The organism is Stenotrophomonas sp. TWI1183 (genome assembly GCF_039673115.1).
In the GTDB taxonomy this organism is placed as follows: domain Bacteria; phylum Pseudomonadota; class Gammaproteobacteria; order Xanthomonadales; family Xanthomonadaceae; genus Stenotrophomonas; species Stenotrophomonas maltophilia_AA.
In genome coordinates this window covers 47,721-62,853 of record NZ_JBDJKZ010000016.1, presented here as the reverse complement: position 1 = coordinate 62,853, position 15,133 = coordinate 47,721, and the positions used below count along the sequence as shown (strand labels likewise).

The 15,133-nt window shown below is 68.3% G+C and carries 15 protein-coding genes; 5 read left to right on the top strand and 10 right to left on the bottom strand.

What is annotated here, in order from left to right:
- Positions 1 to 50: 50 nt before the first annotated feature.
- From fabF to ABE434_RS14355, 8 genes are all read right to left on the bottom strand, one after another.
- Positions 51 to 1,313, bottom strand: a complete 1,263-nt coding sequence (gene fabF / locus ABE434_RS14390) for a beta-ketoacyl-ACP synthase II (RefSeq protein ID WP_176990978.1) — start codon at positions 1,311 to 1,313, stop codon at positions 51 to 53.
- A 136-nt stretch (positions 1,314 to 1,449) separates the two neighbouring features.
- Entirely contained in the window at positions 1,450 to 1,689 is a 240-nt protein-coding gene (gene acpP / locus ABE434_RS14385) for an acyl carrier protein (RefSeq protein WP_017357544.1), read from the bottom strand.
- Between the two features lie 153 nt (positions 1,690 to 1,842).
- Positions 1,843 to 2,586 carry a 3-oxoacyl-ACP reductase FabG gene (fabG, locus tag ABE434_RS14380; protein WP_346479297.1) on the bottom strand — a complete coding sequence of 248 codons (744 nt, stop codon included), beginning with the start codon at positions 2,584 to 2,586 and terminating at the stop codon, positions 1,843 to 1,845.
- 74 nt (positions 2,587 to 2,660) lie between these two features.
- On the bottom strand, positions 2,661 to 3,605 hold the full coding sequence (fabD, locus tag ABE434_RS14375) for an ACP S-malonyltransferase (protein ID WP_176990976.1): 945 nt from the start codon (positions 3,603 to 3,605) through the stop codon (positions 2,661 to 2,663).
- 88 nt (positions 3,606 to 3,693) lie between these two features.
- Positions 3,694 to 4,476, bottom strand: a complete 783-nt coding sequence (locus ABE434_RS14370) for a serine/threonine protein phosphatase (protein WP_346479296.1) — start codon at positions 4,474 to 4,476, stop codon at positions 3,694 to 3,696.
- Positions 4,477 to 4,551: 75 nt separating this feature from the next.
- Positions 4,552 to 5,529, bottom strand: coding sequence for a beta-ketoacyl-ACP synthase III (locus ABE434_RS14365; protein WP_176990974.1), 978 nt, complete (start codon positions 5,527 to 5,529; stop codon positions 4,552 to 4,554).
- 88 nt (positions 5,530 to 5,617) lie between these two features.
- Positions 5,618 to 5,815 (bottom strand): 50S ribosomal protein L32, encoded by a 198-nt coding sequence (gene rpmF / locus ABE434_RS14360; protein WP_017357626.1) that lies wholly within the window; start codon positions 5,813 to 5,815, stop codon positions 5,618 to 5,620.
- A 108-nt stretch (positions 5,816 to 5,923) separates the two neighbouring features.
- Entirely contained in the window at positions 5,924 to 6,433 is a 510-nt protein-coding gene (locus ABE434_RS14355; protein WP_121043054.1) for a YceD family protein, read from the bottom strand.
- 114 nt (positions 6,434 to 6,547) lie between these two features.
- On the opposite strand from ABE434_RS14355, the gene ABE434_RS14350 reads away from it, so the two are divergent.
- A complete protein-coding gene (locus tag ABE434_RS14350; RefSeq protein ID WP_346479295.1) occupies positions 6,548 to 7,120 on the top strand; it encodes a Maf family nucleotide pyrophosphatase in 573 nt (190 codons plus the stop codon).
- Positions 7,121 to 7,123: 3 nt separating this feature from the next.
- Here ABE434_RS14350 and ABE434_RS14345 read toward each other — a convergent pair whose 3' ends face one another.
- Together ABE434_RS14345 and ABE434_RS14340 are read right to left on the bottom strand one after the other, a co-directional pair.
- Entirely contained in the window at positions 7,124 to 8,782 is a 1,659-nt protein-coding gene (locus ABE434_RS14345) for a hypothetical protein (RefSeq protein WP_346479294.1), read from the bottom strand.
- Between the two features lie 61 nt (positions 8,783 to 8,843).
- Complete coding sequence (locus tag ABE434_RS14340; protein WP_346479293.1) at positions 8,844 to 10,685, bottom strand: glycosyltransferase family 39 protein; 1,842 nt, start codon at positions 10,683 to 10,685, stop codon at positions 8,844 to 8,846.
- 40 nt (positions 10,686 to 10,725) lie between these two features.
- On the opposite strand from ABE434_RS14340, the gene ABE434_RS14335 reads away from it, so the two are divergent.
- The 4 genes from ABE434_RS14335 to ABE434_RS14320 are packed head-to-tail and all read left to right on the top strand — an operon-like array spanning position 10,726 to position 15,103.
- On the top strand, positions 10,726 to 11,679 hold the full coding sequence (locus tag ABE434_RS14335) for a MoxR family ATPase (protein ID WP_346479292.1): 954 nt from the start codon (positions 10,726 to 10,728) through the stop codon (positions 11,677 to 11,679).
- Between the two features lies 1 nt (position 11,680).
- Positions 11,681 to 12,637, top strand: a complete 957-nt coding sequence (locus tag ABE434_RS14330; protein ID WP_346479291.1) for a DUF58 domain-containing protein — start codon at positions 11,681 to 11,683, stop codon at positions 12,635 to 12,637.
- Positions 12,630 to 14,582 (top strand): DUF3488 and transglutaminase-like domain-containing protein, encoded by a 1,953-nt coding sequence (locus tag ABE434_RS14325; RefSeq protein WP_346479290.1) that lies wholly within the window; start codon positions 12,630 to 12,632, stop codon positions 14,580 to 14,582. Before ABE434_RS14330 ends, ABE434_RS14325 begins: the two co-directional genes overlap by 8 nt.
- Positions 14,579 to 15,103 (top strand): Slp family lipoprotein, encoded by a 525-nt coding sequence (locus ABE434_RS14320; protein ID WP_019185338.1) that lies wholly within the window; start codon positions 14,579 to 14,581, stop codon positions 15,101 to 15,103. The genes ABE434_RS14325 and ABE434_RS14320 overlap by 4 nt, the downstream gene beginning before the upstream one ends.
- Positions 15,104 to 15,133: the final 30 nt, after the last annotated feature.

Sequence of the window (15,133 nt, the reverse complement as noted above, 5' to 3'; positions counted from 1 at the left end):
ACCAAGGCCGCCATGATGGCGGCCCGGGTGGGAGGACACGGAACGGGCGGTCAGACGCGCTTGAACACCAGCGTGCCGTTGGTGCCGCCGAAGCCGAAGCCGTTGGACATCACCACATCGACCTTGGCCTCGCGTGCGGTGTTCGGCACGTAATCCAGGTCGCAGCCCTCGCCCGCTTCATGCAGGTTGATGGTCGGCGGAATGATGTTGTCGCGCAGCGCCAGCACCGAGAAGATCGCTTCCACGCCGCCGGCCGCGCCGAGCAGGTGGCCGGTCATCGACTTGGTGGAGCTGACCATCATCTTGTACGCGTGGTCGCCGAACGCGGTCTTCATGGCCATCGTTTCGCCCAGGTCGCCCAGCGGCGTGGAGGTGCCGTGCGCGTTGAGGTAACCGACCTGGTCCGGGGTCACGCCGGCGTCCTTCAACGCCATGGTCATGCAGCGTGCCGCGCCTTCGCCGTTCTCGCTCGGGGCGGTCATGTGGTACGCGTCCGAGCTGGCGCCGAAACCGGCGAGCTCCGCATAGATGCGCGCGCCACGCGCCTTGGCGTGTTCGTACTCTTCGAGGATCAGGATGCCGGCACCGTCGCCGAGCACGAAGCCGTCGCGTTCCTTGTCCCACGGGCGCGAGGCTTCCGCCGGCGCATCGTTGCGGGTGCTCATCGCCTTCATCGCGCAGAAGCCGCCCAGGGCAGTCGGCGAGGAGCCGCGCTCTGCACCGCCGACCACCATCACGTCCGCATCGCCGTACTGGATCATGCGCATCGCGGTGCCGATCGAATGATTCGAGGTCGCGCAGGCGGAGACCGCCGAGAACGACGGACCCTTCAGGCCGGTGATGATGCTCAGCTGGCCCGGGAGCATGTTGATGATGGTCTTGGGCACGTAGAAGGGCGAAATCTTCTTGCCCTCGTGGAAATCGATGGTCTGCTCTTCGATGCCCAGCAGGCCGCCGATGCCCGCGCCCACGATGGCGCCGATGCGCTCGGCGTTGCCGTCGGTGATTTCCAGGCCCGAATCGTTCAAGGCCATGAAGGCGGCACCGAGGCCGTAATGAATGAACGGGTCCATCTTCTTGGCATCCTTGCCAGTGACCCGGAATTTGCCGAACTGTTCGTTGTCGGCGGTGATGTCGAAGTCCCTGACCTCACCTGCGATCTTGGTGGTGAAACGGTCCAGGTAGGACTGCGAAACGTTGGTCAGCGGACCGATGCCGGAACGGCCTTCGGTGATGCCCTTCCAACTGCTGGCCATATCATTGCCCAATGGCGAGACCATGCCCATGCCGGTAACGACGACGCGACGCTTCATTGCAGATTCTCCTGACCCGGATGTTGCGGGTATCACGCGGTATAACGCTCAAAAGCACAGGGCCGCAAGCGCGGCCCCATGGGTTTGCCGCACGCGGTCGCGGCAATCGCCACGGCCGCGCGCGAGCCGCCTGACATCAAGCCTTGACGTGGGCGTTGATGTAGTCGATCGCAGCCTGCACGGTGCTGATCTTTTCGGCTTCTTCGTCCGGGATTTCGCACTCGAACTCTTCTTCCAGCGCCATCACCAGTTCAACGGTGTCCAGCGAGTCAGCGCCCAGGTCATCGACGAACGATGCGCTGTTGGTGACTTCCTCTTCCTTGACGCCAAGCTGTTCGACGACGATTTTCTTGACGCGTTCTTCGATGGTGCTCATTGGATATCGCTCCAGATGGAGTAGTGGTTCAAAAATGACGCCATCCGGTGAGGGATGACCGTGGGATAGTGTAGTGGAAACCAGCGACACCTTGCATTGCAGCAAAACATCAAACGGATCAACCACTTGCGGCGCAATCCATGCGCCACATGCTTACGGCATGTACATGCCGCCGTTCACATGGAGGGTTTCGCCGGTGATGTAGCTGGCCGAAGGACCGGCCAGGAACGCCACCGCGTTGGCGATATCGGACGGCTCGCCGAGCCGCTCCAGGGCGATCGACTTGACCAGGCCGGTGCGCTGCTCTTCCGGCAGGGACTTGGTCATGTCGGTATCGATGAAGCCCGGCGCGACCACGTTGACGGTGATCCCGCGCGAGCCGATTTCCTTGGCCAGCGACTTGGAGAAGGCAATGATGCCGGCCTTGGCCGCGGCGTAGTTGGCCTGGCCGGCATTGCCGGTCACGCCGATCACCGAGGCGATGTTGATGATGCGGCCCTTGCGCGCCTTCATCATGCCGCGGATGACGGCCTTGGAGGTGCGGAAGACGCTGGTCAGGTTGGTGTCCAGGATCGCCTGCCAGTCTTCTTCCTTCATCCGCAGCAACAGGTTGTCGCGGGTGATGCCGGCGTTGTTGACCAGGATGCTGATGGCGCCGAATTCCTTGGCGATACCGTCGAGGACGGCCTCGAGCGCAGCGGCGTCGGTGACGTTCAGCGCGCGGCCGTGGCCACCCACGGCGGCCAGGCGTTCGCCGATGGCGGCGGCACCGGCGTCGGTGGTGGCGGTACCGATGACGGTCGCGCCCTGCGCGGCCAGTGCGTCGGCGATCGCGGCACCGATACCCCGGCTGGCGCCGGTGACCAGTGCGATTTCACCCTGAAGGGGCTTGCTCATCTCTTTTCCTCAAACGGGACCGGTCCGGCCGGCCTGGCACGAAGCCATTCCAGCACGGACGCGATCGGAAGACATCAGGCGGCCCAGGTCTCGCGGGCCGTCTCGAAATCGGCGGGCGTGGACAGTGTGCGCGCGTCCAGCGATTTGTCGATGCGCTTGATCAATCCGCTCAGCACCTTGCCCGGGCCGCATTCGGCCACGCGGGTGACGCCACGGCCGGCCAGGGCCTGCACGCAGCCGGTCCACTGGACGGGCAGGTAGAGCTGCTGCACCAGCGCCTGGCGGATGGCGTCGACGCCGTCATGCACGCGGGCATCGACGTTCTGCACTACCGGCAGGGCCGGAGCGCGCCAGTCCAGGCCGGCCATGGTTTCCGCCAGGCGGTTGGCGGCTTCGCGCATCAGCGGGGTGTGCGAGGGCACGCTGACGGCGAGCTTGACGGCCTTGCGGACGCCCTTCTCGGCCAGCAGGGCCAGCGCGCGGTCCACGGCGGCAGCGTCGCCGCCGATGACGATCTGGCCGGGCGAGTTGTAATTGGCGGGCACCACGACCTGGCTGCCGGCGGCCTGCTCGCAGACCTCCACGACCAGGGCATCTTCGGCACCAAGTACGGCGGCCATGGCGCCGACGCCGGTCGGGGCGGCTTCCTGCATCAGCTGCCCGCGCAGGCGCACGAGGTGTGCGCCGTCACGCAGGGTCAGCGCGCCGGCGGCCACCAGGGCGGTGTATTCGCCGAGGCTGTGGCCGGCCAGCACGGCCGGCTGGACGCCACCCACGGCGTTCCAGGCGCGCCACACGCCGATGCTGGCCGCGAGCAGGGCCGGCTGGGTGTATTCGGTGCGGTTGAGCATTTCCTCTGGACCGCCCTGCGACAGCGCCCACAGGTCGACACCGGCGCCGTCGGAGGCTTCGGTGAAGGCCTCGCGGATCTGCGGGTGCAGCTCGGCCAGTTCGGCCAGCATGCCCAGCGACTGCGAGCCCTGGCCCGGGAACACGAATGCGAGATTGGTATCGGTCACGCGATCATCCGCCTGCAAAAATCGAACGGCGAATGATAAAGGGGAACGTCGCCCTTCGTCTGTACTGCCGCGTATGTCGGGCCGTTCGTCAGGTGAACAGCTGGAGGATGTCCAGGTCGCCGTCGGTGAAGAAATCGAAGCAGAGGGCCACGACCATCAGCACGCCCAGCGTGGTGGCGCCGTGGACGATCAGGATGGAGTGGGCCAGCGCGCGGGCGGAGCGGCCCATCTTCAGGCTGGCGCGGGCCAGGCCCTGCAGGCGGCCGGTGACGTCGTGGGCATGCGCGAGGACCGGGGCTTCGGCGCCGTCCATGGCCTGGGCCATGAGGGTCTGGAGCTGCTGCGGGCGGTCCTCGTAGTACTTGGCGACGCCGTAGCCGAACATCAGCCAGTCGCGGGCCTGGGCCTGGGCGAGGTCCATGACTTCCAGGGGGTCTTCCTCGAAATCGATGAAGCCGATGGCGCTGCCGTCCCAGGTGAGGTTGCGCGGCAGGGGCTGGCCGAAATAGGCGCCCTTGCTGTGCGCCTGGGCGATCGCATTCATGGCCGCGGACACGAGGCGGTCGCGGCCAGCGTCGTCGGCTTCGCGCAGGCAGGTGTTGAACGAGGAGCCGTTGTCGCCCAGCACCAGGGCCGCGTGGCCACTGCCGATCACGCTGGGGACGTTGACGCCCTGGGCCTGCAGTTCGGACAGACGGCGGGCTTCGGTTTCGCGGGCGGCGTCGCCACCGCGGTGCGGCGGCGGGCGCAGGGCATCGAGCTGGAAGCGGCGGGCGATGAAGTTCAGCAGGCCCAGCGCGACCACGCGGCTTCCTTCGCCGTACTGCTTCAGCCAGGCGCGCTGCCCTTCAATGACGATGGGCTCAACCATGACAGTTCTCCTGAAATGCATACGGCCCCGTAATGGGGCCGTAACGACAGCGTCACGTTGTCGTAACTGACACTATCAATAGCGCAGCAGAGCAGAACCCCACGTGAAGCCGCCGCCGAAGGCTTCCAGCAGCAGCAGCTGGCCACGTTCGACGCGGCCGGAGCGGACCGCGTGGTCCAGCGCCATCGGCACCGAGGCCGAGGAGGTGTTGCCGTGCTTGTCCACCGTCACCACGACCTGGTCCATGGACATGTCCAGGCGCTTGGCGGTGGCTTCGATGATGCGCAGGTTGGCCTGGTGCGGGATCAGCCAGTCCAGGTCGTCCTTGGTCAGCGCGTTGGCTTCCAGGGTTTCGTCGACGACCGAGTCCAGCGCCTTGACGGCGTACTTGAACACGTCGTTGCCCTTCATCAGGATCGCGCCGCGGGCATTCTCGCCCTCGCCGAAGCCAGCCGAGACGCCGACCGGGTTCCACAGCAGCTCTTTCTTGCTGCCATCCGAGTGCAGGTGGGTGCTGAGGATGCCGGTGTCTTCGTCGGCCTTGAGCACGACGGCGCCCGCGCCATCGCCGAACAGCACGCAGGTGGTGCGCTCGGTCCAGTCGACGATACGGGTCAGGGTTTCTGCACCGATGACCAGCACGTGGCGTGCATCACCGGAGCGGATGAATTTGTCGGCCACGCTCAACGCGAACACGAAGCCCGAACAGGCGGCGTTGACGTCGAAGGCGGGGCAGCCGGTCGCACCGAGCTTGGCCTGGATCAGGCACGCGGTGGACGGGAAAATCAGGTCAGGTGTGGTGGTACCCACCACGATCATGTCGAGCTGCGAAGCGTCGATACCGGCCGCTTCAAGCGCACGTACCGCGGCGTGGTAGCCGAGGTCGCTGGTCGTCTCGCCTTCGGCCGCAATGTGCCGTTCGCGGATACCAGTGCGCGATTGAATCCACTCATCGCTGGTGTCGACCATTTTCTCCAGATCCTGGTTGGTCAACACTTTTTCGGGCAAATAACTACCAGTGCCCGCGATCCTCGAGTAGATCCGCTTGCTCATTACATGTCCTGTAGCACGATCACCAAACGTGGTGATCGGGAAGAATGGGGTAAAGGCCGCCGCCCGACCGGGCAGCGGCCTTCACAAATCAATCTTCTTCGACGGCCGAGTTCGACTTGGTCGTGATCACCTTCTTGCCGCGGTAGAAACCGTCAGCGGTGATGTGATGACGCAGATGCACTTCACCGGTGGTCGGATCGGTGGACAGCTGCTTGGCGCTCAGGGCGTCATGCGCACGGCGCATACCGCGGCGGGACGGGGTGACACGGGATTTCTGCACAGCCATGGGATTGCTCCAAACTCGGTTCGTTTTGCTTCGTCGTATCGTCGCGCAGGACGCCAGCGCCCAGCACAGTTTTCGCTTTCGCCGCAGCCGCCGACGACAATCCGGCTGCTATTGTTTTTTCAGTGCCGCCAATGCCGCGAACGGATTGGCCTTGCTGATTTCTTCTTCGGTCGGTGCCCAGTCCTTGTCCACGGCCTCACCATCGGGAGACAGCGGCACGACGGGCACGGCCAGGACGAGTTCGTCCTCGACCAGTTCCAGCGGTCGCAGCATGCCGTCTTCCGGCACCAGCCACGGTTCCCAGCCTTCCGGCAGCGAGGACTCTTCCTCTTCGCTGCGGATCAGGCCGAGCCGCTGCACCATCGAAACCGGCAACAGGAAACGCTGCAGGCTGCGCTGACAGATCAGCGGCAGCGCGGTGTCGATGGACAGTTCAACATAGGATACCTGCAGGATGTCGTCGTGCGCGAATTCCAGTGCATAGGTGCACGTTCCTTCGGTATCGGCGACAAGGCCCTGGAGGCGGGTCAATTCCGCTAGATCCACCTGGCCGTCGAAGCACCTGCGTGCTGCGACCATCCGCCAAGCATCCAGCATTTCGGGCACGTTTGCGGACATAAGCCGCTGAATGTTAAGGATCGTCCGGGCTGCTGTCAAATACCTGCGCAGTCAGGTTGCCGATCCCGGCCCGAAGGGCCCAGACTGCCGGCCTTCCGTGCCCGGTATTGTCGCATGACCCCACTGCTGCTTGCCTCCACTTCCCGCTACCGCCGCGACCTGCTGGAGCGGCTCGGCCTGCCCCTGGAGACCGCCCGCCCCCAAGTGGATGAGACGCCCGCCGCCGGCGAGGCCCCACGCGCCGTGGCGGTGCGCCTGGCGCGGGCCAAGGCCGAGGCGGTGGCCCGGATCCACCCCGGCCGCTGGGTGATCGGCTCGGACCAGGTCGCGGAACTGAACGGCGCCCCGCTGGGCAAGCCGGGCACGGTCGACGCTGCCCACGCGCAGCTGGCCGCGATGTCCGGGCAGGTGGTGGAGTTCCACACCGCGGTGAGCCTGGTGCGCGATGGCGAGGCGCTGGAGACCTGTGACCTGACCCGGGTCCACTTCCGGGCCTTGGGCGCGGCCGAGATCGCCCGCTACGTGGCCGCCGAGCAGCCGCTGGACTGCGCCGGCAGCTTCAAGTGCGAGGGCCTGGGCATCACCTTGTTCGAGGCGATCGAGAACCGCGACCCGACCGCCCTGATCGGGCTGCCGTTGATCGCGCTGAGCCAGCTGCTGCGCCAAGCCGGCTACACCCTGCCCTGAGCCTCAGCGCAGCTGCAGCGCCTGCAGGCAGCCCGCATCGAGGTCGCCGGTCGCCCAGCCGACCCAGCGCCCGGCCAAGGGCATCGCCAAGCCCACCGGCCGTCCCGCACACTGCAGGACCAGCCGCGGCGCCCTGCTCTGCGCAGCGAAGTCGATGCGCCACGCCGTGCCACCGAGCGTGTTGCGCACGGCCACCAGGGACACATCGCGGATCGGGACGGCCGTTGACGCCGTTCGCTGTCCCTGCAGATAGAGGGTTTCCGGCCAGGCGAACATCGCGCTGCCGTGCGCACGCAGGCTGGGCAGCGCGGCCTGCACTTCGGCGGGCACGCTCTCGCCATGGGTCTGGTCCGGATCGACCACGCCGGCCGCCGCGGCCGTGGCGGTCATGTTGGCCACGCGCTGCATGCTGGCGCCCAGGTAGGCCATCCATGCCGTACTCGGCAGGGCCGCCACGGCCAGCAGCAGCGCCGCCCAAGCCATCACGCGGGGACGGCGCGGGCCAACGCGCACGAGCGTCCACAACAGCAGGCCGGACCAGAACAGCCACGACCAGGGCACATAGCGCGGCGCGGCCAACTGGGCGGGGAAGTCGGCGAAATAGGACCAGCGGCTGAGGGCGACCAGGCCCCCCACGGCGAGGCCGAACCAGGCCATCGCCAGCGCGACGGATTCCCCTGCCCCGGCGCTGCGCCCGCGCTGCCCGCTGCGCCAGGTCATGCCGAGCAGGCCGACCACGCCGGCCGCGCCGATCAGCAGATGCGGCCAGCGCGAGGTCATCACCGGTCCGAACAGCGACTGGTATGCGCTGGCCACGGCATGCACCGCGCTGCGCACCGGCGCGAACGGCAGCTGCTGGGCGGCCGCCGGATCCAGTGCCGGCCACGCCAGATAGATGAAGGGCGTGGCTAGCCAGCGCAGCAGCACGTCCAGTTGTGCCAACGGCATCAGGCCCATCTGCGAGGGCATGCCCGTGCGGCCCATGCCCAGGTGCAGGCCGACCGCCACGAGCAGCCCGGCGATCAAGGGCAGCCAGTGCGACACCGGTGCACGACGCACCGCCAGCACCGCGGCCAGCCCGACGAACACCGCCACGCCACTGCCGAAGGAGAACGTCGCCGCCACGCCACACACGGCGGCCAGCACCGCACCGCGGCGATCCCCACGCAGCAGCAGGGCGACACCGGCCATCAGCGCGACGGTGATCAGGTAGGCATGCACGGACTCGTTGCCATGGGTCAGCACACGCTGGCTGCCCAGCCAGAAGATTGACAACACGCCGACCAGGGTGGCAGCCGCGCGCACCGACGGCGCCAGCGCATCGGCCTTGAGGATGCGGGCCAGCAGCCACACCGTCACCAGCGCCAACGCCATGCCGGTGCCGATCTGCAGCCATTGATTGCCGTGCAGCCAGCACAGCTCGGCGTAGCGCACCAGGTTCGGCAGGATTTCGCGGTGACCGTTGTCCGACACCAGCACGTTGGACGGCCATGGCATTTCCAGCAGCTTCTGGGTGAAGCGCCACGGATCGGCGTACAGCACGCGCGGCGAGAGCCAGGCCGTGGCCGCGAGGCCCACCCCGACGACGGCCGCGACCGCGCACCACAGCAGGCGCGTCAGCACGGGCGACACCTCCGCGGCAGGCGGGCGGACAGCAGACAAGGGGGCAGATTCCTGCGACGCAGTGCGCATGAGGGTGTCATCCATGGAAGAGCACGTGCGCTCAGCGCGCGGGGACGGTGAAGGCCTGTTCCTGCCATTGCTCCACGCTGCCGTCCTTGCCGTGCAGCGTCATGCCCAGCCAATGGCGGCCGGGCGCGAGGTGGTCGGTCTTCAGCGTGGCATCGAAGGCCACGTTGGGGTGCTGCGGATCCGTGGAAATCTTCCAGGCGCCGGTGATGTCATACGCGCGCCCATAGACCGCATCGCCAACCGGCGTGCCATCGATCAGCAGCTCGACCCGCTCGATGCCCACGCCATCCTTGAACGCCCAGCCCCGCACCTCGAGCGTATCGCCGACCGCGGCGCCGGGCTGCGGCGCATCCACCCAGGCCATCGCCGGGGTCACGCACGGCCCTTCGGCGCGCTCGGTCGGCAGCCTGAAAAGCAGGAAGCGCTGATAGCCGTGATCGTTGCTGACCACGCGCGGCGGCGGCAGCGGCCCCACCTGCTCGCAGACCGCGTGGTAACGCTCCAGCAGATCGCGATAGCGTTGATCGCTGGGCGAGAGCACCAGCAGCATCGGCGTATCGCGCTGGCCGTCGTGCAGCAACCCCCACAGGCCGAGCTGTGCGCTGCGGCCATGCTTGTCGTTCAACGGATGGCGCAGCACCTCGATCGAGGGATCGCGCAGCTGGAAGCCAAGTTCCGCGCCGACCTTGAAGTTGCCGGCCAGCACGCGCGTACCGGGCGGCATGCGTTTCAGTTCTTCGCGTACCGCGCCGGCCAGCGGTTCCCAGCCGGCGAAGTTGCGCGGGTAATACTTGTAGCCCGCCAGCTGCTCGCGCACGCTCGGAATGGAGACCATCAGGTAGTAGCCGAAGGCCAGGGCGAGCCCCGCACCGGCCAACCACCAGCCGGTGCGGCGCAGCCAGCGCGGCCAGCCGTTGAGCACCACCGGCACCGCGATCAGCAGCGCGAGGTAACCCGGCAGCGGCCAGTGGAAACTGATGCGCTCCACATCGGTGAAGAAGCCCAGGGCGAAGATGGACAGTGTCGATACCGCGCCGATCAGGCCGAAGTACCGCCACTGCGCACGCGCGCCACCGCCCGAGCGGGTACCGGCCAGGGCCACCTTCCACATCGCGATGCACAGGATCGGGGTGACCAGCATCGGCTGGATCACCAGAAACCACAGCCCGCTCCATTCGAACGCCCACGGGTGGCGCTCGACCACCTGGAATTTCAGGCCCGCATCATGGTTGTCGGCATTCCACGACAACAGCGGCAACCACGCCAGCACGCCCACCGCCAGTGCGACCCAGACGCGCGGATCGCGCAGTATGCGCCGGCCCTGCGGCAGCACCAGCAGCGCGATGAAGCCGACCACGATCACACCGATGAAGCGGTAATGGCTGAGCGCGCCGATCGCCAGGCCGGCGGCCAGCTTCACTGCCGCCGCCGCGTCGACACTGCGCAGCAGGCGCGCGCCGGCATCCAGGCACAGCACCGCGGCCAGCGCCATCGGCACATCCGGCACGGCCAGCATGCCCAGCGTCGCCGACAGCGGCATCAACAGCGTCAGGCTGCCGGCCTGCCAGCCGGCCACCGCACCAAACCAGCGCGTGGCGATGCGCGAGACCAGCCATGGCAGCCACGCACCGATCGCCAGGAACGGCAGGCGCAGCGCGAGCACATGGTTGCCGCCCACTTCCACGCCCAGGCGCGCCAGCCATGCGGTCAGCCCGGGCAGGTCCGAATAGGCCGCGGCCAGGTGCTGGCCTTCCTGCCAGTAGAAGGCTTCGTCCACGAACAAGGGCAGACGTGCGGCCACCACCAATTTGACGGCGGTGACCAGCGTCCACAACAACAGGAATATGGTGCGTGCGCGTTGTTCGCCCTGCATTGCTCTATAGAATCAGTGGAATCATCGAATCGAGACGGACATGGATCATTCGCCCCCCGTGCCAGCCATGCTAACCGATGTACTGCGACAGTCCCTTCGCGCCGCCCAGGATCAGGTCAACGGGCTGGTGCTGGGAAAGGCGCAGGAGGTGCGGCTGGCCTTCGTGGCGCTGCTCTCCGGCGGCCATCTGCTGATCGAGGACCTGCCCGGGCTGGGCAAGACCACCCTCGCCCATGCCATGGCCTCCAGCCTCGGGCTGGGCTTCCAGCGGGTGCAGTTCACCTCCGACCTGCTGCCTGCCGATGTGCTCGGCGTCTCGGTGTACGACGCCGGCAGCCGCCAGTTCCAGTTCCACCCCGGCCCGGTCTTCACCCATGTGCTGCTGGCCGACGAGATCAACCGCGCGCCACCGCGCACCCAGAGCGCGCTGCTGGAAGCGATGGCCGAGCAGCAGGTGACCCTGGATGGCGTCACCCATCCGCTGCCGGATCCGTTCTTCGTCATCGCCACCCAGAACCCGGTCGACCTGTCCGGCACCTTCCCGCTGCCGGACTCCCAGCTGGACCGCTTCCTGCTGCGGCTGGCGCTGGGCTACCCCAATCCGGAATCCGAGCGCGAGCTGCTGCGCGGCACCGATCGCCGCCATCTGATCGCGCAGGCCACCGCGCGCCTGAGCGAGATCGAGGTGCGCACGCTGCGCGAGGCGGTCGGCCAGGTCCATGCCAGCGAAGCCCTGATCACCTACGTGCAGGCCCTGCTCGCGCGCAGCCGCCAGCACGCCGGGGTGCGCGTCGGCCTGTCGCCACGCGCCGGCCTGGCGTTGCTGCGCGCGGCGAAGGCACATGCGCTGCTGCTGGGCCGCGCGCACGCGGTGCCCGAAGACGTGCAGACACTGTTCGTCGCGGTGGCCGGGCATCGCCTGGTGCCGGAGGCCGAAGCCGGCAACGGGCCCGCACTGGCCCGCGCCATCCTCCAGACCGTGCAGGTCGACTGAGATGCGCCGCGGCTGGGGAGCCCGCTGGCAGCAACTGCAACACCTGGCGCGGCCGCGCCGACCGGAGCACCTGCCGTGCCGGTTCGACCGGCGCCGCATCTACGTGCTGCCGACGCGCTTCGGCCTGTTCGTCGCCGCGCTGCTGTCGGCGATGCTGATCGGCGCACTGAACTACAACAACAACCCGGCCCTGCTGCTGGCGCTGCTGCTGGCCACCGTCAGCATCGCCAGTGCGATCAGCGCGCACCTGCAGCTGTCCGGCCTGCAGGTGGATGCGGTCTCGGCCGAACCGGTGACGGCGGGCGCGCCGTTGCGGCTGCGCATCAGCCTGTCCCGCGCCGATACCCGCGCCCGTCGCGGACTGCAGGTGGAGCACGCCGGCGTCAGCGCGTTCGGGCATCTGGTCGACAGCGATCAGATCGAAGTCGATCTCGACCTGCCCACCCACCAGCGCGGCTGGTTCGACCTGGCGCGGATCCGCCTCGCCACCACCCAACCGCTCGGCCTGGTGCGGGCGTGGTCGTGGGTGTGGCCGGAGACGCCGCTGCTGGTCTATGCCGCACCGGAATCGCACGCCCCCGCACTGCCGGAAAGCGGCGGCGATCCGCTGCATACCCGCGTGCACGCCAGCGGCGACGAGCTGCATCAGCTGCGCCCCTATCGCGCCGGCGACCCCACCCGCAGCATCGCGTGGAAGCACTCGGCGCGGCGCGACACCCTGCTGGTGCGCGAGTACGAAAAACCGGTCGGGGTGGAGATCGTGCTGGACTGGTGGCGCCTGGCGCCGCTGGGCACCGAAGCACGGATCGCGCGGATGGCGCGCTGGGTCGACCTGGCCGAACGCGAAGGCCGCCGCTACACGCTCAAGCTGCCTGGCCAACCGGTGCTCGGCCCCGGCAACGGCAGCGCCCATCACCATCTGTGCCAGCGCGCGTTGGCGCTGTTGCCCCATGACTGACACGCCGGCCGCCCTGCTGAGCCCCGGGGCGCGCGCCTGGACGCTGGCCAGCGCGGCGCTGGGCCTGCTGCCGCTGCTGCTGCAGCTGCCCACCGTGCTGGCCGCCGTCATCGCCGGCGTCGCCCTGCTCACCGCCGCCGCCTCACGCCAGCGCCTGCTGCCGGGCGCGCTGCGCCTGCTGCTGGTGCTGGGCATGCTCGCGGCCATCTACTGGCAGATGGGCCCGCGCCCCGGCCGCGACACCGGCTGCGCGCTGCTGGCCGCCATGCTCGCGCTGAAATCCAGCGAGCTGCGCAGCCTGCGCGATGCCCGCAGCCTTGTCGGCTTCGGCCTGTTCGGCCCGTTCGCCGCGTTCCTGCTCGACCAAGGGCCGCTGACCATGGCGCTGGCGGTACTGGCTGGCCTGGTCGCCCTGCTCGCGCTGCAGCGGCTGGCCCATGTGGAGGGCCAGGCACCGCCGGCGCCGCTCAAGCGCCAACTGCGCGGCATCGGCCGGCTGGTCCTGCTCGGCCTGCCGCTGGCGCTGGCCGGCTTCTGGCTGTTCCCGCGGTTGAGTGAACCGCTGTGGGGCATCCCGGACCGCGCGGTCGGCAAGCCCGGGCTGTCGGACACGATGGAGCCCGGACAGTGGCTGGACCTGATGGCCGACGACACCCCGGCGCTGCGCGTGCAGTTCTTCGGTGCGATCCCGGTGCCGCAGCAGCGGTACTGGCGCGGCCCGGTACTGACCCGTTTCGATGGCCAGCGCTGGGAACAGGACACGCGACAGAGCGAACGCGCCCCCGCCGCAGTAACCCATGCCGCCACGCAGTGGGAGTACCAGATCGATTACGAGCCGACCGACCGCCGCCAGCTGGTCGCGCTGGACCTGCCGCTGCAGGCGCCGCCCGGCAGCGAACTGGATGCCAACCACAGCCTGCGCAGTCGCGCGCCGCTGAACGCATTGACCCGCTGGCGGCTGACCTCCGCGCCGGCCGTGGCCTATACCGAAGCGTTGACGCCGTACGAGCGCCGGCTGGCGCTGCAGCTGCCCGCCGGCGTGAACCCGCGCACGGCCGTGCTGGCCCGCCAATGGCGACAGGAGGCCGGCAGCAACGATGCGGTGATCGTGCAGCGCGCGCTCGACTGGGTCCGGGCGAGCTTCGTCTACACCCTGGATACGGCCGAGCCGGGCCGCGATGGCGTGGACGAATTCCTGTTCGACCAGCAGGCCGGTTTCTGCCAGCACTTCAGCTCTTCCTTCGTCGTGTTGATGCGCAATGCCGGCATCCCCGCGCGGGTGGTGACCGGCTTCGCTGGCGGCATGCGCAATCCCTACGGCAACTACTGGGTGCTGCGCCGGATGGACGCGCACGCCTGGGCCGAAGTGTGGCTGCCCGGCCGTGGCTGGGTGCGAGTCGACCCGACCGCCGCCGTGGCGCCCGAGCGCGTCTACGACACGCTCGAAGACCGGCTGGCCGCCGGCGCGGCCGGCGCCGTGTTCGACAGCCGCTGGCTGCAGATCGGACAGATGGGCGATTGGCTGCGCCGGGGCTGGAACGACCTGGTCCTGTCCTTCGATGCCAACCGCCAGCAGCAGCTTCTTGAACCGTTTGGTTTCAAACGGCTGGATCCGGGCCAACTGGTCGGAATTTTCATCGTCTTCGCGCTGGCCGCGCTAGGCTGGATGGCATGGCTGCTGGCCCGCGGCGAACGCGAGCGCGACCCGCTGTTGCGGGCCTGGCATCGGCTGGGACGCCGTTACGCACGCTATGGGCTGTCCCGCGCCAGCGCCGAACCCGCTGGCGAGTGGGCGCGCCGGGTGGACCGGCAGCGACCCGATCCTGCGCTGTTGTCGCTCAGCGCGCGTTTCGTCCAGGCGCGCTACGCTGGCGCTGACGTCGACCTCACTTCATTATTGCGCGACCTGCGCAGGCATCGCCCGACCTCCGGAGCATCCCCATGAAGATTCAAATCCTGCTTCCCCTTGCTGCCTCTCTGGCACTGGCTGCCTGCGCCACCGCGCCGAAGCCGTTGCAGGGGCAGTTCAGTATGGTCAGCCCGCGCGACGCGGTTCCCACCCAGCAGGTGGGCACTCCGGTACGGTGGGGTGGTCGCATCATCGAAACCAATCCGGGCCAGGGCCAGACCTGCTTCCAGATGATCTCGCGCCCGCTCAACGGCAGCGGCCGCCCGAGCACCACCTCGGCCGACGCCAGTGACGGCCGCTTCATCGCCTGCCGCGCCGGCTTCTACGATCCGGCGGTGTTCGAGCCGGGCCGCGACGTGACCTTCATCGGCAAGATCGGCGGCTACGAGAACACCCGTATCGGCGAGTACGACTACCGCCTGCCGAAGCTGGACGCCGACGTGATCTATCTGTGGCCGGAACAGCGCCAGGTCGATGTGGTGCCCGCCTACCCGTACGGCCCGTGGGGCCCGGGCTGGGGTCCGGGCTGGGGCTACCGCGGCTGGGGCTGGTGGTAACACGCTGACGCAGAAACGCCGCCCTCGGGC